The organism is Actinomadura sp. GC306, assembly GCF_004348665.1.
Classification (GTDB): domain Bacteria; phylum Actinomycetota; class Actinomycetes; order Streptosporangiales; family Streptosporangiaceae; genus Spirillospora.
The window spans coordinates 1-24,709 of the sequence record NZ_SMKM01000079.1 but is presented as its reverse complement, the minus strand read 5'-3'; the positions used below and the strand labels follow the sequence as shown (position 1 = coordinate 24,709).

Here is a 24,709-nt window from a genome sequence, read left to right as displayed (position 1 = left end):
CCGCCGACCCCCTCACCAAAGGGGCGTGGGTCGCGCTGATCGGCGGTCCCGTCTACCTGCTGGTCACGGTCATCCTCGACTGGGAGGTCCCGGGCTGGGCCGCGTTCCTTGCCGTCGCCGCCTTCATCGGCGGCTTCGTCACCCTCGTCCTCCGGATGGGCGACGAGCCGCGCGACCCCGACGACGGCGCCGTCGTCTGAGGGTCAGCCGCGCGGCGGTGGCCGCTCCCGGCCGGCGGGTCCGATCTCCAGGTCCGCCACCAGCGGGCGGTGGTCCGTCGCCCGGACGTAGTCGGCCGTGGGCGCGGTGTCGCCGATGGGCACCCCGCACCCGGTCGTCGTGATCGACGGGTCGGTGAAGACCGCGTCTATGCGCCGGCGGGGGTCGCGGGCCGTGAACGTCAGCTCGCCGCCCTGCCCGGCGGCCGCGTAGGCGTCCGTGAAGTGATCCGTCAGGGCGTTCCAGGAGTCGCCGCCGGGATCTTCGTTCACGTCGCCGGCGAGGACGACCGGCGCGTTGTACCGGTCGCGGGCGCGGGCGAGGTGGGCGAGGATCTCGCCGGTGTGCCGCAGCCGCGGAGCGTCCTCCAGGTCGAGGTGGGTGCTCGCCGCGACGAAGCGGACTCCCCCGGCCTCCAGGACCGCGACCGCCAGGGCGCGGCGGTGCAGCCCCGCGTCCGGGGTGAGCAGGTGGAACTCGCGGGCCACCCGGCGGACGTGCGGCGCGGTCAGGACGGCGAGCCCGCAGGCCCGCCGCCCCGCCGCGACGCGCAGCCCGCACGCCCGCGCCAGGCGGTGCCGCTTGAGGCGCCAGGCCCAGAACCGCGGGACCTCCTGCAGGCAGGCGACGTCCGGGGCGAGGGCGCGGACGACCCGGGCCACGGCGGCCGGGTCGTCGCGCAGCGACCGGACGTTGTAGCTCAGCAGGCGGACGGCGGCCATGTCGGGACCGGCGCCCTAGACGATGACGTCCTGCAGGGGCCGGACGCGGGCGAGGTCCGCCGCGCCGACGATGCCGGCGGCCGACCCCAGCTCGGCGATGCGGATGTCGGGCAGCGGGCGGTGGCCGCGGCCGGTCAGCGCGTCCTCGAACGCCGCGCGGATCGGGTCGAGGAGCAGGTCGCCCGCGTCCGACAGGCCGCCGCCGATGATGAACGCGCCCGGGTCGAGGATCGCGCTGAGGTCGGCCAGGCCCTGGCCCGCCCAGTGCGCGATCGTCCGGAAGCACTCCAGCGCCGCCTTGTCGCCCTCGCGGGCCGCCTGCGACACCTCCGGGCCGCTGATGCCCTCGGGGCGGCCGTCGCCGAGCTCCAGCAGGCGCCCCGCCATCGCGGGCGCCACCCGGGCCAGGTCGCGGGCCTCGTGGACGAGGGCGTTGCCGCTGGCGTACTGCTCCCAGCAGCCGCGGTTGCCGCAGCCGCAGCGGCGGCCGTCCGGGACGACCCGGAAGTGCCCCATCTCCGCGCCGATGCCGAAGCGGCCCCGGTACAGCTCGCCGTTGATGATGATGCCGCCGCCGATCCCGGTGCCGAGGGCGACCAGGACGAGGATGTTCTCGCCGCGCCCGGCGCCGAACCGGGCCTCGCCCCACGCGGTGGCGTTGCCGTCGTTCTCCACCACCACCGGCAGCCCGACCCGGCTCTCCACCTTCTCCTTGATGGGCTCTTCCCGCCAGGCGAGGTTCGGGGCGAACAGCACGGTCGACCGGGTCTCGTCGACGAAGCCGGCGGTGCCGAGGCCGACCGCCGACACCTCCTCGAACTTGCCCTTCAGGAGGTCGACGACCTCGGCGATGGTCTCGGCGGTCTCCTGGGGGTTGGTCGAGGGAGTCGGCCTGCGTACCTTTTCCAGTATCGTCCCCCGGTCGTCGACGACCCCGGCGGCGACCTTCGTACCGCCCACATCCACGCCGATGGTCAGGGCCATGTACCCTTCCTCCTCCTCGAGCGCCCCGGCTGGAGCCTGAACCGCACTACCCGATGTCGGCGGGGCCGCCGCCCGTGGCAGCCGACCATGCATCGCCCGAATCAGGACGTTCCGACCGCTCGGACCTACCCGCCCGCGGGCTCTTCGACGCCTCCGGCGGCCGGTTCCGGCTCGTCCCGCCGGACGCCCCGGAACGATCCCGGTCGCGCGTCCGGTCGCGCGTCCGGTCGACGGCGCCCACCACGTCGAGCGCGGCGGCCAGCAGCGCCTGCCCCGCCTCCTGCAGATGGCGGCCCACGTCGCCGCCCGCCTCCCGCTTGACCGCGATCGCCCGGCAGACGGGGCAGTCGAGGCACTCGGGGGCGCCGGTGGCGATCCGCGGCCGCTCGGCGGTGGCACTGGCCCACACGTCCTCGCCCGCGCCCGGCCCGCCGCCGCCCGGCCGGCCGGCACTCGGTTCGTCCGCGTCCCGGTCCCGGCCGCCGCCGCCCACCCGCCTCATCAGCGCGTCGAAAAGCTTGGCCGCCTCGTCCAGAACGTCACCCGGCTGCTCACTCATGGGTCCATCTTCCATCGGTCGTCGGCGTGACGGTATCGCCCCGCCGTCGTGTTCGGGTGGCCGCGAGGCGTTCAGCCCTCCACGTGGCGCCTGAGGCCCTTGAGCGCGGTGTCGATGATCCGCTTCTCGGCCTTGCGCTTCACCATGCCGATGAGCGGCACGCGCACGTCCACGGCCAGCTCGTAGGTCACCTCGGTGCCGCCGTCCCGCTCGGCGAGGACGTAGGAGCCGTGCAGGCCGGTGACGACCGAGCCCGCCTCCACCAGCTTCCAGGTCGCCCGGTCGTCGCCCTCCCAGGTGTAGGCGAGCCCGACGGTGTCGCTGAACGGGCCGCCGTCGAACGTCAGCTCGGCGCGCGACGCCCGGCCGTCCGCGCCCGTCTCCTGGACGGTGATCTCGCGGATGCCGCTCGCCCACTTCGGATACGCCTCCAGGTCGGCGATCACCGCCATGATCTCGGCTTTGCCCGCCTTGACGGTGATGGTGGAACTCGTCCGGTCCGCCACCGGCGTCTCCCTCCGGCTCGTGGAAGCCCGCGCACGGGCCCGCTGTCCCTAGAGAACGTATCCCTCAGACCGTCAGGGCGTACGGCACGCCACGGGCCCGGAAGTGGCCCACGTTCACGCATTCGGTCCGGCCGATGCGCATCCGGCTCGCGAGCGGCTGGTGGACGTGCCCGAACAGGACGTACTTCGGCTGCGTGCGGTGGATCGCGTCCAGGATGGCCGCGCTCCCCCGCTCGAAGCGGCGCGCCACCGTGTCGTAGAGCAGTTCGGGGACGTCCGGCGGGATGTGGCAGCACAGCACGTCCACCTCCCCGACCGCCTCGACCTTGGCGGCGTAGGCGTCGTCGTCCAGTTCGTAGGGCGTGCGGTACTCGGTGCGCAGGCCGCCGCCGACGAACCCGAACCGCAGCCCGCCGATCTCGGTGGTCTCGCCGTCCAGGACGTGGTGGCCCTCCCTCAGGTGCCGGCCCCACATGCGCGGGACGTCCACGTTGCCGTACGTCAGGTACGCGGGTGCGGGCATGGCCGCGAACAGCTCGGCGTACTGCTGGTCGACGGCGCGCTCGATGTGCGGCCACGCGTCGCCGTCGAGCGAGGACCACAGGGCGCGGGAGAATTCGCGGGCCTCGTCGAAGCGCTTCTCGGTGCGCAGGCCGATGAAGCGGGCGGCGTTCTCCTGGCCGAACAGGTCGGCGAAGATGCCCTGGCCGTGGTCGTGGTAGTCGATGAAGAGGATCAGGTCGCCCAGGCAGATGAGCACGTCCGCGCCGTCCGCCGCGCTCGTCAGCGCGTCCGCGCGGCCATGGACGTCGCTCACCACGTGGATCCGCATGAAATGACTGTAATGGGACGCGACGCGCCCGGGAACGGCCGGGCTCCGCGCCGCCGGGCGGGACGCCGGCCGGTCAGCCCGTCGCGGCCGACACCAGCGTGCGCCACTCGCGCACCAGCGCGGGGTCGACCGGGTCGTCCCAGCCGCCGTCGGGCCGGACGGCCGTGCCCACGTGGAACGCGGTGACGCCCGCGGCGGCGAGGACCGCGACGTGCTTGCGGCGCAGCCCGCCCCCGGCCATGATCAGCCCGGCCGCCTCGGGGCCGGCGGCGGCGCGCCGGACGAGGACGTCCACCCCGGCGTCCACGCCCCGCGCCGAGCCGGCCGTGAGGACCGTGTCGAGCCCGCCGCCGAGGTGCCGGACGGCGTCCCACGCCTGGCCCGGGTCGGCGGCGTGGTCGACCGCGCGGTGGAACGTCCAGGGCAGCGGGGCGATGTCGGCGGCGAGCTTGCCGGTGGCGGCCGTGTCGACGTGGCCGGACGGGTCGAGGAAGCCGAACACGAACCCGTCCGCGCCCGCCTCGGCGAGGCCCGCCGCGGCGCGCCGCAGCCGGTCCAGCTCGAAGCCGCTCGTGCGGAACCCGGCCTTGGCCCGCAGCATCACCCGCAGCGGCAGCGACGTCGCCCGCCGGATCGACTCCAGGATGTCAGGATCGGGAGTAAGGCCGTCCGCGGCCATGTCGGCGGCCACCTCGACGCGGTCGGCGCCGCCGTCCTCCGCCGCACGGGCGTCCTCGGCCGTCAGCGCGATCACTTCGAGCAGCGACATTGGCGTTCCCCCGGAGCGGCGTGCGGGTGCGACCCGATCAAGCGTAGGCGACGACGCGGCGGGCCCCGCGGACCACGGCCGGTCTTTGCCGGTCCGTTAACCCGCGCTGTCAGCCGATGCCCGTACCGCGTCCATCCTGGAATAAGCCCTACTCGTGGGTATCATTCGGGCACGGAGAATCCCGTAACCGGACTTTCCCGCCCACCTCGACGATCGACTACAGGAGCAGGCCGTGCGCGAGTTCAGCGTCCCCGTGATGGTGGAGGTCCCCGACTCCGCCACCCTGACCGACGCGCCCTTCACCCGGGCCGCCAAGGAGCCGGGCGCCATCGTGGCGCGCCGCAGGAGCGGCGACGCCTGGAGCGCCGTGACCGCGGCCGAGTTCACCGAGGAGATCACCGCCGTCGCCAAGGGCCTCGTCGCCGCCGGCATCGGCCCGGGCGACCGGGTCTGCCTGCTGTCGCGGACGCGCTACGAGTGGACGGTCCTCGACTACGCGGTCTGGACGGCGGGCGGCGTCTCGGTGCCCATCTACGAGACCTCCTCGGCGGAGCAGATCGAGTGGATCGTCGGCGACTCCGGCGCGAAGGCCGTGTTCGCCGAGACCGCCGACCACATCGCCCGGGTCGAGGAGGTCCGGGAGCGCCTTCCCGAGCTCGCGCACCTGTGGGGCATCGACGCGGGCGGCATCGACGAGGTCCGCGCGCTGGGCGCCGAGACCGGCGACGACGTCATCGAGGAGCGCCGCGGCTCCCGCAGCGCCGCCGACCTCGCCACGCTCGTCTACACCTCCGGCACCACCGGGCGCCCCAAGGGCTGCGAGATCACCCACGGGAACCTCGTGGCGACGTCGCGCAACGCCGTCCAGGGCGCGATCGCCGAGGTCGCCGTCGAGGGCAGCTCCACCCTGCTCTTCCTGCCGCTGGCGCACGTGTTCGCCCGGATGATCCAGGTCGCCACGATCGAGGGCGGCATCGTCCTCGGGCACAGCGACATCAACAACCTGCTGCCCGACCTCGCCTCCTTCCAGCCGACGTTCCTGCTGGCCGTCCCCCGCGTGTTCGAGAAGGTCTACAACGGCGCCGAGCAGAAGGCCGCGGCCGACGGCAAGGGCAAGATCTTCAAGGCGGCGGCGGAGACCGCGATCGCCTACAGCCGCGCGCTGGACGACGGCCGCCCCGGCATCGGCCTCAAGGCCAAGCACAAGGTGTTCGACGCGCTGGTGTACAAGAAGCTGCGCGCGGCGGTCGGCGGCAAGGTCGAGTACGCGGTGTCCGGCGGCGCCGCGCTCGGCGAGCGGCTCGGGCACTTCTTCCGCGGCGTCGGCATCACGATCCTGGAGGGCTACGGCCTCACCGAGACGACCGCCCCGGTCAGCGTGAACCGGCCCACCGCGCTGAAGATCGGCAGCGTCGGCCAGCCGATCCCGGGGGTGGACGTCCGCATCGCCGAGGACGGCGAGATCCTCGTCCGCGGCATCAACATCATGCGCGGCTACTGGAACAACGAGGCCGCCACCAAGGAGGTCCTGGAGGACGGCTGGCTGCACACCGGCGACCTCGGCGCCCTCGACGACGAGGGGTACCTGCGGATCACCGGCCGCAAGAAGGAGATCCTGGTGACCGCGGCCGGCAAGAACGTCGCGCCCGCGCCGCTGGAGGACCGGCTCCGCTCGCACCCGCTGGTCAGCCAGTGCCTCGTCGTCGGGGACGGCCGCAAGTTCATCAGCGTCCTGGTCACGCTGGACGAGGAGGCGCTCGGCCCGTGGAAGGCCCGGCACGGCAAGCCGGAGTCGATGACGGTGGACGAGCTGCGCAGCGACCCCGACGTGGTCGCCGAGATCGAGGGCGCGATCGCCGAGGCCAACAAGTCGGTCAGCCAGGCGGAGTCGATCAAGAAGCACGTCATCCTCGGCGTCGACTTCACCGAGGAGGCCGGGCACATGACGCCGAGCCTGAAGGTCAAGCGCAACGTCGTGATCCGGGAGTTCTCCGCCGAGATCGAGTCGCTCTACACGAGTTGATCAAGCGCCCGACGGGCGCAGCGCCCCGACCGCGTCCGCGGTCGGGGTGTCGCCGTTGAGCAGGTCGAGGGTGCGGTGGCGGACGTCGCCGGCGGCCAGCAGCGCCGCGATGACCGCCGCCACGTCGTCGCGGGTCACCGCGCCGTACCCGATGGGCGGCTCGGCGAGGGTCACCCGGCCGGTCGGCGGGTCGTCGGTGAGCCGCCCCGGCCGCAGGATCAGCCAGTCGAGGGCGTCGCGGCGGCGCAGGTCGTCCTCCGCCTCGCCCTTGGCCCTGATGTAGGCGTCCCACACCTCGTCGCGGCCGAGTGCGGCCGGGTCGCCCGCGCCCATCGCGGAGATCTGCAGGAGGCCGCGGACGCCCGCGCGCTCCGCCGCGTCCGCGGTCAGCACCGCGGCGCCGCGGTCGACGGTGTCCTTGCGCGCCGCGCCGCTGCCGGGCCCCGCCCCGGCGGCGAACACGACCGCGTCCGCCCCGTCCAGGTGGCCGGCGACCTCGCCGGTCTCCGCCCGCTCCAGGTCGCACAGCACCGGCTCGGCGCCGGCGTCCCGCACGTCGGCGTCATGGCCGGGGTTGCGGATGAGGCTCCGCACGGTGTCCCCCCGCGCGGCCAGCAGCCGCGCCAGCCGCAGCGCGATCTTCCCGTGCCCGCCCGCGATCACGATGTCCATGCCGCGATCGTACGGCGCCGGACGCCGCTTGCGTGGGACGGCAGCGGGCCCGGCGTGCTGGCGGCCGCGGGTCTGCGGACGGAACGCGAGCGCGGCCGGTGGGGCGCCGCCGAAGGTCGGAACGGCATCCCCACCGGCCGCGCGTCCGGGTGCACCCGGGGGCGGTCCGGGTCACCCGGACGTCGGACGGATCAGTTCTGCTGCCTGGTGGCGGGCTCCTGCGAGGGAGCGGCCGGCTCCTCCGTGGGGGCCGCCGGCTCCTGGGTCGGGTCGGCCGGCGCCTCGGTCGGGGCCGCCGGCTCCTCGGTCGGAGCGGCGGGCGCCTCGGTCGGCTGGCCCTGGTTCCCGCCGTTGCCCGGCCGCTGGCCCTGGCCGCCGCGCCGGCCCTTACGGCCGTTGATGGTGTTGACGACCTGCTGCATGAGCTCCTCGCCCATGACGTTGATGAAGTCGCCGTGGTCGGTCACCGGGTCGTGCCCGGACTCGGGGAAGCTGTCCAGCGCGAACGCCAGCGGCTCGGCGGGCACGTCGTAGCTCAGCGTCATCCGCAGCTGCGGCACGGCCACCGTGCCCTCCGGGCAGGCGCCGGTCCGCTCGTCGGGGAAGGCGATGTGGTCGCGGTGGTTGGCGCTGTCGGTGTTCTGGCCGTCCCAGCAGCTCGCGAAGTTCAGCACGCGGGTGACGAGGCTGCCCTCGGGGCACAGCGGGTACTTGTCGGTGAACGCGCGGTTCTCGAAGCCGGTGCAGGTCCACTGCGCCTTGGCGTTCTGCAGGCCCTTCGTCACGGCCTTGGCGTCACCGGTCGCCATGCGGATGAACTGCGGCATCGCGACCACCCGGCTGCGCGGGTTGCCGAGGAACTCCAGCTTCACCTCGGCCGGCTCGATGATGCTGCCGACGTTGCCGTCGATGCGGCTCTGCTCGGCCCGGTCGGAGGTGTCCTCGCCGTCGCGCAGCCGCAGCACCGGCCAGAAGTAGGTCGACTTGTCGCCGTTCGTGCAGGTGGTGCCGGCGGCGGCGAGGCTCTCGTCGGTCGAGAAGGCGTCGGTGTCGAGGTTGCCGACGTAGTCGTGGATGTGGTGCGCGCCGTTCACCACGCCGGGCGCCGCGACCACGTTGTCGGGGTTGTTGTGCGCCTGGCCCTCGTTGGTGCCGCAGTCGACGCGGAACACGCCCTTGGAGCCCGCGCGGGTGGTGCGCGGCTGCCGGACGCGGGGCGCCTGGCGGATCGGGACGTACTGGTCTTCCCTCAGTTCGGGGATCTCGACCTGCTGGTCGTCGCCGGGCTGCTCGCCATCGGCGGGAGGCTGCTCCCCGTCGGCCGGGGGCTGCTCACCATCGGCGGGGGGCTGCTCACCGTCCGCGGGGGGCTGCTCACCGTCCGCGGGGGGCTGCTGCCCGTCGCCCGGGGACTGCTGCCCGTCGCCCGGCTGCTGGCCGCCGTTCGGGTCGCCCGGGTCGTCGCCCGGGTTGTTGACGTCGTCGAGCTGCCCGCCGTCGAGGTCCGACCCCGCCGCCGGGGTGCTCTGGCCCGGCTGCGGGCCGGCGGCCCCGCCGGGGTTCACCTGGCACGCCGAGGTGACGAGGGCGAGCGCCGGGATGATCACGGCGAAGGCTTTCTTCTTGCTTCCCATGGAAAGGTACTCCCTTTTGCGGGGTGGGATGTACGTCACTTCAAAGCACGCCTGGGTACCAGGCCGGTGCTCTCCAGCAGCGACATGTGCGTGTTCACGTACTTCATGGAGCGCTCTGCGAAAGCGCGGACCACGCTGTTCTCGGACTTCGACCGCACCTGGGCGATGACGGTGAACACCGCGCCGTGGGCGGCGCGGAGCCGGTGCACCCAGATCTCGTCGTAGTCGGCGCCGAATTTGCCCGACATCTCTCTCAGCCAGGCTTTCTGCGAGCCGTTCGGCTCGTTCGGCAGAATGACGCCGAGCTGCTCCGCGACGGCGCGCGCGTCGGCGTCGAGCTGCACGTGCTGCTGCCAGATGATCTCGGCGACCTCGCGCACCCGGGGGTTGGACGCGCGCTGCTGCGCCTGCTGACCCGCGGGAATCTCCCACAGGCCGGCCTGCCGGACGGCGACGAGCAGCTTCCTGTCGAGGGTGCTCATCGGTCCCCAGCGAGTCTTCACGGTGCCACCGAGGTTCGCCGCGCCGCTCGCGGGGACGCCCACCGGGTTCATGATCACCACGAAGGCGGCCCCCACGGCCGCCACGGCCGCCAGAATGAGCAGGACGCGGCCCGCGCGCCGGCGCGTCGGCCTGCGCACTTCGGCGATTCCGTAGGATTTCCTCAAGGGAACTTCTTCCTCCTTCCGAGGATCTCTCGACGGACCCGGCGCGGGTTTGACGGGAGATACGCGCCGCACCGGGGCAAAGGTTCACACCCGCTCAGCTGATTTCCTCTTTTTTCGCGCCCGTAAATGGACGCACGGGTCCCCCGGTCAGCGCCGCGACGCCGCGCCGGGAACCCCTTCGACGACGCGCAGCGCCAATGCCGGGCACATCGCGACCGCCTTCTGCACGTCCTTCTCCATCCACGACGGGATGTCGGTCCCGAGCACCACGGGGAAGCCGTACCGGTCGAGCTGGATCAGCTCGGGGACGATGTAGGCGCACAGCCCGTGCCCGTCGCAGCGGCTCCAGTCGATCGCCACCCGGCCCTCCGAGCCGGTGGGGACCGGCAGCGGCAGCACGCCGTAGGTCGACAGGCCGCAGCCGCCGCCCCACCGGTGGGCGTCGATCTCGGCGGCGAACGCCTCCATCGCCGACAGGACGAACTTCGCCGTCCCGTCCGGATGGGTGCAGGCGCCGCGGCCCCGGCCGATGCCGGCGGCGCGGCGGACGTCCTCCACCGTCCCCGCCCCCTCGGTGAGGGCGTTGAGCGCGCGGACCACGTCGGGCAGCCCGAGCCGGCACGGCCCGCACTGCCCGGCCGACTGCGCGGCCAGGTAGGAGGCGATCCGGGTGACCTCGCCGAGCGGGCAGGTGCCCTGGGTCAGCGGCAGGATGATCCCGGCGCCGACCGTCCCGCCGACCCGGCGCATCCCGGCGCGCGACAGCACGGCCCGCGACACCCCGGCCGGGTCGAGCCACATGCCGTGGAAGCCGCCGACGAGCACGCCCGGCGACGGCGGGACCTGGCAGTGGTCGAGCACGGTCTGCAGCGGGGTGCCGAGCGGCGCCTCCACCACCTGGGTCTTGCCGATGGTGAGCATCGTCGTGCCCGGCTCGTCCTCGGTCCCGGCCGAGGCGTACAGGTCGGGGCCGAGGGAGACGAGGACGGCGAGCTGCGCGAACGTCTCGGTGTTGGACAGCAGCGTCGGGTACCCGTCCACGCCGGAGTCGGAGGCGCGGACCTTGACGCCCGGCGGGATCGGCACCTCGCCGTTGATCGCGCGGATCACCGCGCCGCTCTCTCCCGAGATGAACCGCTCGGTGAGCCGGACGACCCGCGCGGGCATCCGCCGCTCGCTGATCGCGGCCCGCACCGAGCGGGCGGCCTCGTCGTCCTCGACGGCCACCACGATCCGCTGGGTGCCGAGCGCGGACGCCGCGATCTGCGCGCCGTCGAGGACGAGGTGCGGGGCCCGGCCGAGCAGCACCTTGTCCTTGGAGCTGCCGGGCTCGCCCTCGGCGCCGTTCACCACGATGACGACGTCCTCGCAGGAGCCGCGCTCGTTGCCCTTCTCGCCGGGCAGCAGCACGCTCTGGTCGGAGGTCGGGTAGTTCACCCGCGCCGCCACGGCCATCAGCTTGCGCGCGAACGGGAATCCCGCTCCGCCGCGCCCCCGCAGGTCGACCTGCTCGCACATCTGGACGATGTCGTCGAGTTCCGGCGCGCGGAGCTTGCCGTGCACGGCGAGGTGGCGGTCGAGGTCCAGGCGGTCGAACCGGTCGAAACCGAGCGTCAGCCGGGGACCGCCGATGCCGGAGACGGCGACGGTCGAGCTCATCGGTAGACCTCGGTGTCACGCTCGCCGCCGTAGACCGGCATGCCGCGCGGGTCCTGGACGGTGCCGCGCGGGTCGTCGTCGGCGTCGTAGCCGTAGTCGCCGAACGGGTCGCTCTCCCGGGCGCGGGCCGCCGCGGCGGCGCGGGCCTCCTCGTGCTCCATCGCCGCCATCGCGCGCCGGTCGCGGCGCCGCCCGGCGCCGTCCGGCCTGGCGAACGGGGCGATCTCGTCGTCGACGCGGTTCAGCTCCCGCGGCTTGACCACCACGATGATGCGGGTGATCAGGGCGAGGACGACGAACACGACGCTCAGCACGTAGGACAGCACGACCCAGTTCGCCGCCGCCCGGCCGGCGGTCAGGCCGTGCACGATCGCGAACGGCCAGGCCAGGTACGCCAGGACGTGGACCGACCGCCACATCCACACCTTGCCGCGGTTCGCGAACCGCGCCCGCAGCAGGCCGCTGACGACGATGACGAGCATCAGGTCGACCGCGATCGTGCCGAGGCCCACCGCCCCGCCCGACGGCACGACGACGTTGACCGGCAGCGCGAGGCCGGACATCACCTTCACCGCCACGTGCGCGACCAGCATCGCCACGACCACGATCGCGGAGGCGCGGTGCAGGGCCTGCGCGTAGACGCGGTGGCGGATCTTCAGGATGAGCCGGTCGGTGGCCAGCAGGCCGCTCATCACCGCGATGGTCATCGCCACGAGGGCGAACACCCCGGCGAAGAAGTTGAGGAAGTACTGCACGTTCGCGACCGCGACGGCGCCCTGCGGGGTCGCCGCGCCGACGAGCACCAGGATCGCGCCCGCGAGGACGAGACGCAGTGCCCACGTGGGGACCATAGGATCATCACTGTTGCGAATTCGCACCGCTCTGACTCCTGTTCTGGGTAGCGGCCGCCTCGGGGGCGGGCGTCGAACCGGCGCCGTCGCCCGCCGAGGGGGCGGGGGACGGTTCCGCCGGCGGAGCGTCCTCCCCGGCGGGAACCGAGCCGAGGTTGGCGATGAGTCCGCCCGGCAGCACCTGGAGGGCGCCGCGCTCGGCGAACCCGAGGAGGGGGTTGGCCCGCTCCCGGAACGTCCAGCCGCCGAGCTGGGCGCCGTCGAGCGGGACGCGCCCGCCGCCGTGCCGGAGCCCGAACCCGACCTCGGGACGCGGCGAGGCCGCGCCGCCGCAGGGGCGGTCGGTGCCGGCGCGGCCGAGCGGGGCGCCCTGCGAGACGAGGGCGCCGTCCCGGGCCTGCGACACGTTCTGCAGGCGGTAGTAGGTGGTGGCGACCCCGCTGGCGTGCACGACCATGATCATCGCGCGGCCGGCCGAGTCGGAGCAGAACCGGTAGAGGTGCCCGCTGCCCGCCGCGAGGACGCGCCCGTTGCCGCCGGAGAACGCCAGCGTGCCGAGCGGGCGCGCGGAGCCCTCCGAGGTCGTCATCGTCCACGCCTGGCCGGTCTTCCACGGCAGCGTCAGCCGATCGCCGGCCCGGGTGCCGTTGACGAGGGCGGTGGCCTGCTCGGCGGTGACCGCTCCGTACCGCCGCAGCGCGTTGACCTCCGCCGCGGGCATGGTGTTCGCGGGGACGGCGCCGAGCAGGGTGGTGAAGGCGCTGCTGCCGGAGAGGCCGACCTGCCACTCCTCGCCCGTCCAGCGCGCCGCGTAGAACGCGACCTCCGGCGCCGCGGAGCTGCCCGTCGGGACGGGGATCGCGGTGGTGCCGAACGCCCAGGTCTTGTCGGCGCTCGTCCGGGTCAGGTCGACGATCGGCCGGCCGCCCGCCGGTGCGCCGTACGCCTGCTGGGCGGCGGCGCCGCGCTCGTCGATGGTCAGCTTGCGGACCTGCGCGGACAGCACCGCCAGGTTCGGGGCGGCGGCCCGGTTCGCGGGGGCGCCGGCCTGGCCGCCGGGCCGGCCGCCGGGCTGCTGCGGCTGCTGAACGGGGTTCCCGCCCGGCAGGGCCGGGCTGAGGGCGCGCTCGGAGCCGGCCGGGTCGGACGTCCCGCCGATGGGCCCGCCTTCCAGCAGCGCCCGCTCCGCGATGCCGAGCAGCGACAGCCCGACGGCGGTGGACAGCACGATCGCGCCGATGCTCATCCGGTCGGCGGGACCGCGCCCGCCCCGCGGCTTGGCCTTCGGCCCGGGACGCGGCGGGGAGGGGCGCCGCGCCTGCGGGGCGGCCGGCGGACGCGCCGCGGGACGCGGCCGTGCCGGGCGCTCCGCCGCACGCTGCCGGGCGGGACCCGCCGGCCGGCCGCCGCGCGGCGGGAACTCGCGCGAGCGGTCCCGGCCGGGCGCGGCGCCCTCGGCGCGCGCCTCGAACCGCTCGAACCGCTGCCCGGTGCCCTGGTTGCGGGCGTCGAAGGACCGGGTCCGCGCGTCGGGCTCGCCGGTGCTCCACGGCGCGGCCTGCGGCGTGCGGGCCGCGGGCCGCGCGCCGCGGGCGGCGGGCGGCCCGTTGCGGGCCCCGAACCTCGTGCGCGCGTCGGGCTCGCCCGGCGCGCCGAAGCGCGTCCTGGCGTCGGCGGGGTCGTTGCGGACGCCGTACTGCCGCGCCCGGGCATCGGCGGGGTCGTTGCGGGCGTCGAAGGACCGGGTCCGCGCGTCCGGCGGGGCATTGCGCGGTTCCGGCGGGGCATTGCGCGGTTCCGGCGGTGCGTTGCGCGGGTCCGGCGGAGCCTTGCGCGGGACCGGAGGGGCGTTGCGGGCGTCGAAGGACCCGGCCCTGGGGTCGGGCCGGTCGCCGCGCGGCGGCCGGTTCCGCGGCGCGGGCGGGCGCGCTCGCGCCTCGAACCGGTCGCCCTCGGCCGAGGACGGCCTGTTGCGCGCGCCGAACTGGTCGTCCGCACGCCGCTGGGACCGCTTCGTGCGGGCCTCGTGCCGCTTCATCTCGCGGCGGCTGGGCCCGCGCCGCCCGCGCTCGTCCGCGTCGGGCTGTTCCGACCACCAGGACCCTTCGGGCCACTGCGGCAGCGGCTTCGGCTCGCCGGACCGCGACCCCGTGCGGGGTTCGGGCCTCGACGAGGGACGCGCGGGCGTTTCCTCCCACGGTGAAGCATGCGTAGTGTTCTTGGACGCATGCCCGATATCGCGTCGCGCCATGCCCTCTCCTGTGGAGGAGACGGAGAGCTCGGCGAACGCCGGATCGGCTCCGGACCGCCAGGCTCGTCACCCGGCGGCGTTCCTGCTGAGACGGTTCGGGGACCGCGGCGCGGGAGCCCGCTCGCTCCCACCGCGATTCCCGGACGGATCCTAACGGACCCGTTCGATCACTCAGGGAGCATACGCCCCCTTAGTCGCCCAGATGTGCGTTGGCACAAAAAAATCCGTTCAGACGTCATCTCGCGGTGTTCCACTCACCACTCCGGTACGTGCCTGCGCCCCGGCGCGTTCAGCGCGTTCCGGGAGCGTGTCCCGCGGGTGTTCCGCGGCCGCCGGAGTGCCGGGCTTAGTGCCGACTGATCCATTCCTTAAGCGCGCTTTAACCGGGATGCCGGCGCGGCGGGCGGCCCCTAGTTTCGGAGATGTCCACGACCGCGGACGCGCGACATGACGGCAGGAGGTGCCCGGATGAACCGATCACCGCGACAGGGATCAGCCCGCCGGGGCCGCCCGCCCGTCCCGCACGCCGGCGGCCGGGCACCCGCGGAGCCGCCCGCCACGGAACCGGCCGCCACGGAACCGGCCACCACGGTGCCGGATGCCGGGGCCGTGCCCCGCGCTCCCGTCCACGCGGACCCGATCCGGTCGTGCTCGCCGCCCCGCATGGCGCGCCCGTCTCCAGGCCCCTCCCCCCGGGCGCCGGGCCGGCCGCACCGGATCGCACCACCCCCGGCAGGGGCGTCCGCGTGGAACTGGTCTCGGGAGCGGGGCGCGGCCCCAACCGGACGCCGGTTCCCGGGAGGGACCGCGCCTGCGGCGCGGGGGTGCGGGTCCCCTCCCGGGCACCGGTACGGCTAGCGCGTCCAGGGCAGCCGGACGGCCTCCAGCTCCGGGTCGGCGAGCACGGCCTCGACGAGCGAGGAGGGGCCGACGACCTTCGTCCCCCACAGGTCCCAGTCGCAGTAGACGACCCACGAGCGGTCCTCGGCCCACAGGTCCGACGGGCAGCTCGACATGGCCGGGTGGTCGTACAGGGCGGCCGCGTCGCCGAGCCGCCCGGCGAAGACCGTCTCGTCCTCCCAGTCGGCGGTGATGAGCGGGCAGTAGTACGCCAGGCAGCGGGTCTCCGCGCCCGGCGGGCTGTGCCGCAGCAGCACCCCGATTAGCCGGTACCAGCTCTCCCGGTCGAGGCAGCCCTCCGCGGGCGGCTGGATCGCCGCCGACCAGCTCCCGGCCGGATGCCCCTGCCGCAGGCAGCGGTTGCCGGGCAGCTCCCCCTCCGGGACGACCGGCTCGCCGAAGCCGCGCGCGAGCTCCTTCCAGCGCAGCCGCCGCCAGCCGCCGCCCGGATGGCCGCTGCGGCCGAGGTCGGTGCCGGTGACGATCGCGCCCTCCAGCAGGTCTCCGACGTCCCCGGGCAGGTCGCCCGCCGGGTCGGCCAGCGCCGCCGCGGTGTCGGTCAGCCCCGCCGCCGCCACGGACTGGTGGACATCGTCATGGGTCGTGGTGACAAGTCCCTCCTCCCACGCGTACATCGCGTGGAGGACCCAGACGGCGTCGGGGCGGCGCGGCGGCTCGAACCCCGAATAGCAGTGGTCGGGGTCCAGGTCGTGCAGCCACCGGGCGGCCTCCCCGGGAACGCGGGCCCATGCGTCCTCGATGTCCATAGCGGCATCCTGTCATCTCAGGGGGTGAGCAGGCTCCCCAGGCGGGCGGCCTGTATCTCCCAGCGCCATTCCCGCTCTACCCAGGCACGGCCCTTCTCCCCCATCGCGCGGGCGCGGTCCGGGTCGGCCAGCAGCCCCGCGACGGCCTCCGCGACCCGGGCGACCGAGCGGCCCGGCGCGACGAGCCCTGTCTCGCCGTCCAGGACGGCGTCGGGCGCGCCGCCGGAATCGCCCGCCACGACCGGCAGCCCCGTCGCCGACGCCTCCAGGTAGACGATGCCGAGCCCCTCCACGTCCAGGCCGCGGCGGCGCGTGCGGCACGGCATCGCGAAGACGTCGCCCGCGTCGTAGTGGGCGGGCAGCTCCTCCCACGGGACGCCGCCGGTGAACACGACCGACCCGGCCACGCCGAGCGATCCGGCGAGGCGCTCCAGCCGGTCGCGGTACGGCCCGCCGCCGACGAGGAGCAGCGCGGCGTCCGGGACTCTCCGCAGCACGTGCGGCCAGGCGTGGATGAGGGCGTCCTGCCCCTTGCGCGGCACCAGGCGTGACACGCACACGGCCACGGGACGGTCTTCCAGGCCGTGCCGTCTCCGGATCTCCGCACCGCCGGCGCCAGCGCGGAAGACCTTCTCGTCGACGCCCGGCGCGAGCCGGGTCATCCGGGCCGCCGCGTCCGGCGACAGGGCCGCCGCCATCCTCGACCGCGTGTACTCGCCCAGGTAGGTCAGGACGTCCACGCCGTCGCCGATGCGCCGCAGGAGGCCGCGCGCCACCGGCAGCGACGCCCAGCCCGCCTCGTGCCCGTGCGTGAGGCCGACGAGCGTCCCGGCGCCGGCCCGCCGCAGCGCCGGGGCCAGCAGCCCCAGCGGCGCCGCCGCGCCGAACAGCACCGAGTCGCACCCCTCCGCGCGCAGCACCTCCCCCGCCCGGCGCCGCACCCCCGGCTCCGGCAGCATCAGCGAGCCCGGATGGCGGACGACGGGGAACGGCTGCGCCGCGTCGAACTCCGCGGCGCCCTTCCAGTCCGGTGCGTACACGACGACCGAGCCGGGCGGGCGCCGCAGCGCGAGCCCGTGCACGAACGCCTGGATGCCGCCCGGCCGCGGCGGGAAGTCGTTGGTGACGAATAGGGTCCTGGTCATCGTCCGGTCAGCATACGGATCCGCCGCGCCGCCGGCCGCCGCGGGGACGGGAAGGGCCCGGCACCGCGGATGCGGTGCCGGGCCCCTCGACGGCCTGGGTCACGGGATCAGTGCTTCGCCTCCCGCGACTCCGCGGAACCCTCGATCGCCGGCTGCTCGCCGTCGCCGTGCCCGTGCTCGCCGTCGCCGTGCTCCTCGATCGGGACGTCATCGAGGGTCCAGGCGCGGTTGAGCCGCGAGCGCAGGTGCCCGACCGGGCCCTTCGCGGCGGGCACGCCCGCCGCGTCCCGGTCCGGCGCCGCCGGGCGGGCGGCCTCCTTGGACAGCAGGACGTGCATCTCGTCGTCGCGCGCCGGCTCGTGCCGCTCGGAGAACCGGCCCTCCGGCGACATGACGATCACACCGCTCTCCACACCGTGCGCGACGGTCTCGGCGTCCTTGCGCTGCAGCCCGATGCAGATCCGCTTCGTGATGATGTACGCCAGGACCGGGCCCGCGAAGAACGCGACGCGGAAGAACCAGGTCGTGGCGAACAGCGAGATGTGGAACCGCTCGGCGAGGATGTCGTTCGCGCCGGCGATCCACAGCAGCCCGTAGAACGTCACCGCGGCCATGCCGATCGACGTGCGGACCGGGGCGTTGCGCGGCCGGTCGTTGACGTGGTGCTGCCGCTTGTCGCCGGTCACCCACGCCTCGACGAACGGCCACAGCGCCGCGCCCGTCATGATGATGCCGAGCGGCAGCAGCGCCGGGAGCAGCACGCTCAGGCTGAGCGTGTGGCCCCACGCGTTGATCTCCCACGCGGGCATGATCCGCAGCGAGCCTTCGAGGAAGCCCATGTACCAGTCGGGCTGGGAGCCGGACGAGATGGCACCCGGGTCGTACGGGCCGTACAGCCAGACGGGGTTGATCTGGAAGAACGCCCCGAACAGCGCCGTGACCCCGAAGACGAACAGGAAGTAGGCGCCCGTCTTGGCCATGAACACGGGGTAGAAGGGGTAGCCGTAGACCTGCTTCTCGGTCTGGTGCTTCACCGGCATCGCGGTGTGCTTCTGGTGCCACATGATCATCATGTGCGCGGTGATCAGCGCGAGCAGCAGCGCCGGGATCAGCAGGATGTGCAGCATGTACAGCCGCGGCACGATGTCCTGGCCGGGGAACTCGCCGCCGAACAGGAACATGTAGCCGTAGGTCCCGACGACGGGGATCGACTCCAGCACGCCCTGGGTGATCCGCAGCCCGGTGCCGGACAGCAGGTCGTCCGGCAGCGAGTAGCCGAACAGGCCCTCCAGGATGCCGAGGGTGAACAGGCCGAGGCCGATGAGCCAGTTCAGCTCGCGCGGCTTGCGGTAGGCGCCGGTGAAGAACACCCGCAGCATGTGCGCCAGGATCGACGCCATGAACAGGATCGCCGCCCAGTGGTGGATCTGCCGCATCAGCAGCCCGCCGCGGACGTCGAAGCTGATGTGCAGCGTCGAGGCGTACGCCTCCGACATCGCCACGCCCTGCAGGTTCGTGTACGAGCCGTCGTACACGACCTCCAGCATGCTCGGCTTGAACCAGAACGTCAGGTAGACGCCGGTCAGCAGCAGGATGATGAAGGAGTACAGGGCGATCTCGCCCAGCATGAACGACCAGTGGTCGGGGAAGACCTTCTTGACGTTGCGCCCGAAGAACGTCGTCGACCCGAGACGCTCGTCGACGAAGCCGAGCGTGCCCTCGACGGCCTTGGGCGGAGCCGTGGTCTGGCTCATCCGCGCTCCCAGAAGCTCGGTCCGACGGGCTCTTGGTAGTCGTCCGTCGCGATCAGGTAACCGTCCTCGACCGACAGCGGAAGCTGCGGCAGCGGCCGGGCCGCCGGGCCGAAGACGACCTTCGCCGCGTCCGTGGCGTCGAAGGTGGACTGGTGGCACGGGCACAGGATGTGGTGCGTGGTCTGCTCGTACAGGGCCGCCGGGCAGCCCACGTGCGTGCACACCTTCGAGTACGCCACGGTCCCGTTCACGTGCCAGTTGCCCCGGCCCGGGGCGGGCTTGAAGTCGGCCGCGGGGACGTTGATGAGGATCGTGACCGCCTTCGCCGCCTCGGTGAGCAGCTGCTCGTGCGGGACGTGCTCGTGCATGCCCTCCGGCAGGACCGTGATCATGCTGCCCGGGGCGGCGAAGTCGCTGACCCGCAGCGGCTTGTTCGTGCCGTCCACCACCAGGCGGACGCCCCGCTTGCCCTCCGCCTTCGCACGCTCCACGGCCGTGGCCCAGTAGGTGCTGCGGAGCTTCTTCTCCGGCAGCGGGCCGAGGTCGCGCAGCAGCACCAGCGGGGCGAGCCCGAGCGGCGCGGCGGCGAGCAGCAGCGTGCGGCGCAGCAGCGGCCGCTTGGTGATGCCGCTGTCCTCGGCGCCCTCGACGAAGTCCCTGGCGAAGGCCGCCCGGGTCTCCTCGTCGGCGGCGAGCTCGTGCCGCTCCTGGACGATCGGCTTGCTGGTCATCAGCCGCCGCACCCAGATCGTCACGCCCATCGCCATCGCGAGGAACGCGACCGCCATCGTCCCGCCGAGCCAGAAGTTGGTCTCGCGGGCGTCATCGACGCCGTGCATGCCGCCGTCGCGGCCGCTCCAGCCGATGAAGTACGCGATGAACACCACGCTGGCGGCGAACGCGAGCAGGAAGAGCGACGCGACGATCCGCTCGGCGCGCTTGGCCGACGCCTCGTCGAGCTGGTCGCCGGCGCCCGCGGGCGCCGAGATGTCGTCCTCGGCGAGCAGCGCCTTGTCCCGTGCGGGGGCCGGCGTGCCGATCACCCGTTCGCGCCGGGCGCCCTCGTCCCGCGGGTCCGTGGAGCCCGCGGTCTCCTTGTTCTCGTCGCTCATGACTTCTTCAGCTTCTTCGGCTTCTTCGCGGTGATCCACATGGCCGCCAGGACCAGCAGGCCGAGCCCGACCAGCCAGCCGACGAGGCCCTCGCTCACCGGTCCGATGCGGCCGAGGCCGCTACCGCCCGGGTTCGGCTCGTTGCGCACCTCGACCAGGTAGGCGATGATCGCCTGCTTGTCCTTCGGCGTGAGCGTGCTGTCGTTGAACACCGGCATCGCCTGCGGGCCGGTCAGCATGGCCTCGTACATCTGGGTGGGCGTCACGTCGTGCAGGTCCGGGGCGTACTTGCCGCCGGTCAGCGCGCCGCCCTGGCCGGTGAAGCTGTGGCACTGGGCGCAGTTCGTGCGGAACAGCTTGCCGCCCAGCGCGACGTCCCCGCCCTTCGGGTCCACGGCCGACGCCGGCGGGACCTCGGGTCCGCCGCCCAGCGACTGGATGAAGGCGCGCAGGTCGATGACGTTCTTCTGCGCCTGGGCCAGCTGCTTCTCAGCCTGCCGCCGCCGCTCCGGGTCGTCGTAGTCGGTCTTGATCGACGTGTTGAAGGTGGGGATCGGCTCCTTGCGCGGCACCTGGGCGCCAGGGTTCATCGCGGGCATCCGGCCCGTGGTGACCTGGAAGTCGACGGATGCGGCGCCCACGCCGATCAGGCTCGGGGCGATCGGGTTGCCGCCGGCGTCCTTGGTGCCCTCGGCGTTCAGCCCGTGGCAGCTCGCGCAGTTCTTGTTGAACAGCTCACGGCCGTTCGCCAGGTCCGGCGCGGCCTGGGCGCTGCTGTGCGCCTCGGCGCGGTCGGTCTGCGGCGAGAAGCCGGCGTAGACGACGCCGATCGCCGCCAGGGCCGCCAGCACGACGGCGTAGCCCGCCCACGGGCGCCGTCGCCATGCGGTGATCCTTTTCACGGAAATCCCCGTTCGGGTCATGTCTTCTAGTAGGTCAGGGTCGTCAGGCCGGTCACAGGTCGAGCAGGTAGACGACCGCGAACAGGCCGATCCACACCACGTCGACGAAGTGCCAGTAGTAGGACACGACGATCGCGCTCGTCGCCTGCTCGTGCGTCCACCGTTTCGCGGCGTAGGTGCGCCCGAGGATGAACAGGAAGGCCACCAGGCCGCCGATGACGTGCAGGCCGTGGAAGCCGGTCGCCAGGTAGAAGACCGAGCCGTAGGCCGAGGACGCGAAGGTCAGCCCCTCGTGCGTGACGAGGTTGTAGTACTCGTATCCCTGGCCCAGCACGAAGTAGGAGCCCATGAGGAACGTGAGCACGTACCACTCGCGCAGGCCCCAGCGCCCGACGTTCAATATGCCGCCGTCACGGCCCACCTTGCCCGCCTCGGCCTTGAACACGCCGATCTGGCACGTCACCGAGGACAGGACCAGGATCGTCGTGTTGAAGGCCGACAGGGGTAGGTCCAGATGGGCACCCGGCCACGCGTCATTCCCATGCTGGCCGATCGTCACGGAGCGGATCGTGAAGAACATCGCGAACAGCGCCGCGAAGAACATCAGCTCGGACGACAGCCAGACGATGGTCCCGACGCTGGTCACATTGGGACGGTTCGCCCGAACGTGAGGCGTTGTCTCTATCGCGGAAGCTGTCACGGGCGCCATTATTGCGCCCCTGTCCCGGCAGTGACGCAGGACCCCCCTCGAAGGGTTCCCGAGCGTGTCCCCCGGGCCCCCGACCCGGTAGCCTTCGGGTCCATGAGCAGCACCCCGGAGAGCCCGATGAAGGTCCTCGTCTACAGCGACGACGCCCGCACCCGCGAACAGATCCGCATGGCGATCGGGCGCCGCCCCGCCGCCGGCCTCCCGAAGGTCGAGTTCGTCGAGCGCGCGACGCAGCCCGCCGTCGTCGAGCGGCTCGACGAGGGGGACATCGGCGTCCTCATCGTGGACGGCGAGGCGCAGCCCGCGGGCGGCCTCGGCGTCTGCCGCCAGGCCAAGGACGAGGTGTTCGACTGCCCGCCCGTCCTCGCCGTCATCGGCCGCCGCGACGACGGCTGGCTCGCGACGTGGTCGCGCGCCGACGCCGTGGTGAGCCTGCCGCTCGACCCGATGGCCGTCGCCAACGCGGTCGCCGAGCTGATGCGCAAGCGCATCGAGACCCGTCTCCCCGTCCTGTAGACCCGGTCCCGCCGACCGCCGACGCTGTAGGAACCATGCCTTCCACGCACCGGGCTCCCGACCACCGCGCCACCGACGACCGGGACGCGGCCCCCACCTGGCCCGCGCTCCTCAACGCGCTGCTCGCCGGCGAAGCACTGTCCAGCGAGGAGACCTCCTGGGCCATGAACGCCATCATGGCCGGCGAGGCCACCGACGTGCAGATCGCGGGCTTCGCCGTCGCGCTGCGCGCCAAGGGCGAGACGGTCGAGGAGGTCACCGGCCTCGCCGAGGGCATGCTGGACAACGCCACCCGGATCGACGTGCCGGGCCCGATCGCCGACCTCGTCGGGACCGGCGGCGACCGCGCCCACACCGTCAACATCTCCACGATGGCCGCCGTGGTCGCCGCCGCCACGGGCGTCCGGGTCGTCAAGCACGGCAACCGGGCGGCGTCGTCGTCGTGCGGCGCCGCCGACCTGCTGGAGAACCTCGGCGTCGCCATCGACCTGCCCCCCGCCGCCACCGCGCGGATCGCCGAAGAGCTCGGCATCACCTTCTGCTTCGCGCCGCTGTACCACCCGGCGCTGAAGCACGCGGCGCGGACGCGCAGCGAACTCGGCACGCCGACCGTGTTCAACTTCCTCGGCCCCCTCACCAACCCGGCCCGCCCCACCGCCCAGGCCGTCGGGGTGTTCCACCCGCGGATGGCGGGCGTCGTCGCCGGCGTGTTCGCCGCCCGCGGCTGCTCATCGCTGGTGTTCCGCGGCGACGACGGCCTCGACGAGCTGACGACCACCGGCACCTCGACGGTGTGGGTCGTCCGCGACGGCACCGCCACCGAGACGACGTTCGACCCGTCCGACCTCGGCATCCCGCCCGCCAAGCCGGAGGACCTCCGCGGCGCCGACGCCGAGTTCAACGGCCGGGTCGCGCGCGAGACGTTCGCCGGACGGCAGGGCCCCGTCCGCGACATGGTGCTGCTGAACGCCGCCGCGCTCATCACCGCCTACGACGGCGCCCCCGAACCGGCCGGACTCACCCGCGCCCTCCGCGACGCCTACGAGCGCGCCGCGGTGGCCATCGACTCCGGAGCCGCGAGCACCCTCCTCGACCGCTGGGTGGAGGCGTCGCAGCGGCTGCGCTAGCCTCAGTCGGCGTTGGGGAGGCCCAGGGCGAATGCCTGTTCCAGGTCGTGCTGGGAGTAGGTGCGGAAGGCGATGTGGGTTTCGGTGCCCAGGACGCCTGGGACCTTGTTGACGCGGCCTGGGATCACGTCGTTCAGTTCCTCGTGGCGCCCTACCCTGACCATCGCCATGAGGTCGTGCTCACCCGTGATGGAGTAGACCTCGCTCACGCCGTCCAGGGCGGCGATCGTCTCGGCCACCTCGTGGATGCGGGCGACGTCGGCCTTGACGAAGACGATGGCAGTGACCACTTGCCCCTCCCCCTGTGGTTGCGACGCTCCGACCCTACCCGCGGCTCAGCGCGGCGAGGCGGTCGGCCGGGCCTGCGCGGCGGGCCGCCAGCGCGAACGCCACGCCGGCGACGAAGCCGTAGATGTGCGCGGTGTAGGCGACGTTGCTCTGCTCGTCGCCCAGCGACAGCCATTGCAGGACGAACCAGTACCCGAGGACGACCCACACCGGCAGCCGGATCACGATGATCGGCGGGACGAAGCTGACGATGCGCCCCCGCGGGTTGAGGATCACGTAGGCGCCCATCACGCCCGCGATGGCGCCGGACGCGCCGATGAGCGGGATGAGGGAGTCGGGCGACGTCCAGGCGAAGCCGTAGACGGCCACGAGCCCGAACGCCAGGTAGCTGAGCAGGTAGCGCCATCGCCCGAGCCGGTCCTCGACGCCCATGCCGACCACGAACAGCGCGACCAGGTTGCCGAGCAGGTGCAGCGCGCCCGAGTGCAGGAACATCGAGGTGAAGGCCGACGTCCAGGGCGCCTTGCCGAAGTCCGCCGGGCCGCAGGAGCGGGCGATGCCCGCCGGGATCGGCTGCTGGTCGCCGGTCGTGAGCTCCTTGGGGACGGCGCCGTACTCGTAGGTGAAGTGCGCCGCGTTGCACTCGCGGACCCGGTCCTCGCCGTACCAGGCGGCGAAGTTCGACATGGGGCTGATCAGGAACACCACGACGTTGACCGCGACCAGCAGGTACGTCACCCAGGGGACGCGCCGGGCGGGCTGGCTGTCGTAGAGAGGCAGTGCCATGCAGGGGTCGTCCTCTCCGCGCTCCGGGTTCCACCGGTCACCTTAGCGGGCGCACACCCCTCGGACGGGACGCCTCGCGCCGCTCCTGCGCCCTGCCGGGACCCCTGTCGTAGGCGCGTTCGATGAACGCGCGCACGCCCTCCGCGCCGTGCGCGGGACACGTCCAGGCGCCGTCCACCTCGACCAGCCGGACGCCGGGCAGGTCGAGCCAGCGGAGCACGCACTCCATCTCCTCGGCCGTGGCGCCCGCCGCCGGCGGTTCGCCGAGGGCGACGCCGCCGGGCGCCTCGCCGGCGGGCGGGAAGACCGTCTCGGCGGTGGCGATGAGCGCGTCGACGTACGGGCGGGGATGGG

General features: G+C 73.5%; 23 protein-coding genes and 2 pseudogenes. 4 read left to right on the top strand and 21 right to left on the bottom strand.

Features of this window, described 5'->3' with window-relative positions:
* Nucleotides 1-200 (top strand): annotated as a pseudogene (locus E1200_RS14105) (hypothetical protein); the annotation flags it as partial.
* Between the two features lie 3 nt (nucleotides 201-203).
* Here the strand turns inward: E1200_RS14105 and E1200_RS14100 are convergent.
* The 6 genes from E1200_RS14100 to E1200_RS14075 all read right to left on the bottom strand — a co-directional run bounded on the left by E1200_RS14100 (nucleotide 204) and on the right by E1200_RS14075 (nucleotide 4,591).
* Nucleotides 204-941 carry an endonuclease/exonuclease/phosphatase family protein gene (locus E1200_RS14100; protein ID WP_131952409.1) on the bottom strand — a complete coding sequence of 246 codons (738 nt, stop codon included), beginning with the start codon at nucleotides 939-941 and terminating at the stop codon, nucleotides 204-206.
* Nucleotides 942-956: 15 nt separating this feature from the next.
* Nucleotides 957-1,925 (bottom strand): ROK family glucokinase, encoded by a 969-nt coding sequence (locus E1200_RS14095; protein WP_131952408.1) that lies wholly within the window; start codon nucleotides 1,923-1,925, stop codon nucleotides 957-959.
* Between the two features lie 46 nt (nucleotides 1,926-1,971).
* Nucleotides 1,972-2,484: a hypothetical protein gene (locus E1200_RS14090; protein ID WP_131952407.1), complete on the bottom strand. Its 513-nt coding sequence runs from the start codon at nucleotides 2,482-2,484 to the stop codon at nucleotides 1,972-1,974.
* A 71-nt stretch (nucleotides 2,485-2,555) separates the two neighbouring features.
* A complete protein-coding gene (locus tag E1200_RS14085) occupies nucleotides 2,556-2,990 on the bottom strand; it encodes an SRPBCC family protein (protein ID WP_131952406.1) in 435 nt (144 codons plus the stop codon).
* 64 nt (nucleotides 2,991-3,054) lie between these two features.
* Complete coding sequence (locus E1200_RS14080) at nucleotides 3,055-3,822, bottom strand: metallophosphoesterase (protein WP_131952405.1); 768 nt, start codon at nucleotides 3,820-3,822, stop codon at nucleotides 3,055-3,057.
* A gap of 73 nt (nucleotides 3,823-3,895) precedes the next feature.
* Nucleotides 3,896-4,591: a copper homeostasis protein CutC gene (locus E1200_RS14075; protein WP_131952404.1), complete on the bottom strand. Its 696-nt coding sequence runs from the start codon at nucleotides 4,589-4,591 to the stop codon at nucleotides 3,896-3,898.
* A 232-nt stretch (nucleotides 4,592-4,823) separates the two neighbouring features.
* Here E1200_RS14075 and E1200_RS14070 point away from each other — a divergent pair, with 232 nt between their 5' ends.
* Complete coding sequence (locus E1200_RS14070; protein WP_131952403.1) at nucleotides 4,824-6,614, top strand: AMP-dependent synthetase/ligase; 1,791 nt, start codon at nucleotides 4,824-4,826, stop codon at nucleotides 6,612-6,614.
* Here the strand turns inward: E1200_RS14070 and E1200_RS14065 are convergent, their stop codons facing one another.
* The 12 genes from E1200_RS14065 to E1200_RS14010 form a co-directional block, all read right to left on the bottom strand.
* Nucleotides 6,615-7,286 (bottom strand): NAD(P)H-binding protein, encoded by a 672-nt coding sequence (locus E1200_RS14065; RefSeq protein WP_131952402.1) that lies wholly within the window; start codon nucleotides 7,284-7,286, stop codon nucleotides 6,615-6,617. It lies immediately after the preceding gene.
* A 191-nt stretch (nucleotides 7,287-7,477) separates the two neighbouring features.
* A complete protein-coding gene (locus tag E1200_RS14060; RefSeq protein ID WP_131952401.1) occupies nucleotides 7,478-8,920 on the bottom strand; it encodes a DUF1996 domain-containing protein in 1,443 nt (480 codons plus the stop codon).
* Nucleotides 8,921-8,955: 35 nt separating this feature from the next.
* Nucleotides 8,956-9,588 carry a DUF4142 domain-containing protein gene (locus E1200_RS14055; protein WP_243708545.1) on the bottom strand — a complete coding sequence of 211 codons (633 nt, stop codon included), beginning with the start codon at nucleotides 9,586-9,588 and terminating at the stop codon, nucleotides 8,956-8,958.
* A 147-nt stretch (nucleotides 9,589-9,735) separates the two neighbouring features.
* On the bottom strand, nucleotides 9,736-11,247 hold the full coding sequence (locus tag E1200_RS14050; protein ID WP_131952400.1) for an NADH-quinone oxidoreductase subunit NuoF family protein: 1,512 nt from the start codon (nucleotides 11,245-11,247) through the stop codon (nucleotides 9,736-9,738).
* Nucleotides 11,244-12,098 (bottom strand): hypothetical protein, encoded by an 855-nt coding sequence (locus E1200_RS14045; RefSeq protein ID WP_131952399.1) that lies wholly within the window; start codon nucleotides 12,096-12,098, stop codon nucleotides 11,244-11,246. Before E1200_RS14045 ends, E1200_RS14050 begins: the two co-directional genes overlap by 4 nt.
* A gap of 7 nt (nucleotides 12,099-12,105) precedes the next feature.
* Nucleotides 12,106-14,349, bottom strand: a complete 2,244-nt coding sequence (locus E1200_RS14040) for a peptidoglycan DD-metalloendopeptidase family protein (protein ID WP_131952398.1) — start codon at nucleotides 14,347-14,349, stop codon at nucleotides 12,106-12,108.
* Nucleotides 14,350-15,203: 854 nt separating this feature from the next.
* Nucleotides 15,204-16,016 (bottom strand): hypothetical protein, encoded by an 813-nt coding sequence (locus E1200_RS14035; protein WP_131952397.1) that lies wholly within the window; start codon nucleotides 16,014-16,016, stop codon nucleotides 15,204-15,206.
* 17 nt (nucleotides 16,017-16,033) lie between these two features.
* The gene (locus tag E1200_RS14030) at nucleotides 16,034-17,161 is read right to left on the bottom strand and encodes a glycosyltransferase family 4 protein (RefSeq protein WP_131952396.1); all 1,128 of its coding nucleotides are present in this window, start codon (nucleotides 17,159-17,161) and stop codon (nucleotides 16,034-16,036) included.
* A 107-nt stretch (nucleotides 17,162-17,268) separates the two neighbouring features.
* Nucleotides 17,269-18,915 (bottom strand): ubiquinol-cytochrome c reductase cytochrome b subunit, encoded by a 1,647-nt coding sequence (locus E1200_RS14025; RefSeq protein WP_131952395.1) that lies wholly within the window; start codon nucleotides 18,913-18,915, stop codon nucleotides 17,269-17,271.
* On the bottom strand, nucleotides 18,912-20,027 hold the full coding sequence (locus E1200_RS14020) for a Rieske 2Fe-2S domain-containing protein (RefSeq protein ID WP_131952394.1): 1,116 nt from the start codon (nucleotides 20,025-20,027) through the stop codon (nucleotides 18,912-18,914). Before E1200_RS14020 ends, E1200_RS14025 begins: the two co-directional genes overlap by 4 nt.
* A complete protein-coding gene (locus tag E1200_RS14015) occupies nucleotides 20,024-20,929 on the bottom strand; it encodes a c-type cytochrome (protein WP_131952393.1) in 906 nt (301 codons plus the stop codon). Before E1200_RS14015 ends, E1200_RS14020 begins: the two co-directional genes overlap by 4 nt.
* Nucleotides 20,930-20,981: 52 nt before the next feature.
* Entirely contained in the window at nucleotides 20,982-21,638 is a 657-nt protein-coding gene (locus E1200_RS14010) for a heme-copper oxidase subunit III (protein WP_131952392.1), read from the bottom strand.
* A 93-nt stretch (nucleotides 21,639-21,731) separates the two neighbouring features.
* On the opposite strand from E1200_RS14010, the gene E1200_RS14005 reads away from it, so the two are divergent.
* Nucleotides 21,732-22,154 carry a response regulator transcription factor gene (locus E1200_RS14005; protein WP_131952391.1) on the top strand — a complete coding sequence of 141 codons (423 nt, stop codon included), beginning with the start codon at nucleotides 21,732-21,734 and terminating at the stop codon, nucleotides 22,152-22,154.
* 35 nt (nucleotides 22,155-22,189) lie between these two features.
* Nucleotides 22,190-23,281, top strand: a complete 1,092-nt coding sequence (trpD, locus tag E1200_RS14000) for an anthranilate phosphoribosyltransferase (RefSeq protein ID WP_131952390.1) — start codon at nucleotides 22,190-22,192, stop codon at nucleotides 23,279-23,281.
* A gap of 2 nt (nucleotides 23,282-23,283) precedes the next feature.
* Here trpD and E1200_RS13995 read toward each other — a convergent pair whose 3' ends face one another.
* The 3 genes and pseudogenes from E1200_RS13995 to E1200_RS13985 all read right to left on the bottom strand — a co-directional run.
* A complete protein-coding gene (locus tag E1200_RS13995; protein ID WP_131952389.1) occupies nucleotides 23,284-23,571 on the bottom strand; it encodes an Lrp/AsnC ligand binding domain-containing protein in 288 nt (95 codons plus the stop codon).
* Nucleotides 23,572-23,605: 34 nt separating this feature from the next.
* On the bottom strand, nucleotides 23,606-24,355 hold the full coding sequence (locus E1200_RS13990) for a rhomboid family intramembrane serine protease (RefSeq protein WP_131952388.1): 750 nt from the start codon (nucleotides 24,353-24,355) through the stop codon (nucleotides 23,606-23,608).
* Between the two features lie 37 nt (nucleotides 24,356-24,392).
* Nucleotides 24,393-24,709 (bottom strand): annotated as a pseudogene (locus tag E1200_RS13985) (endonuclease); the annotation flags it as partial.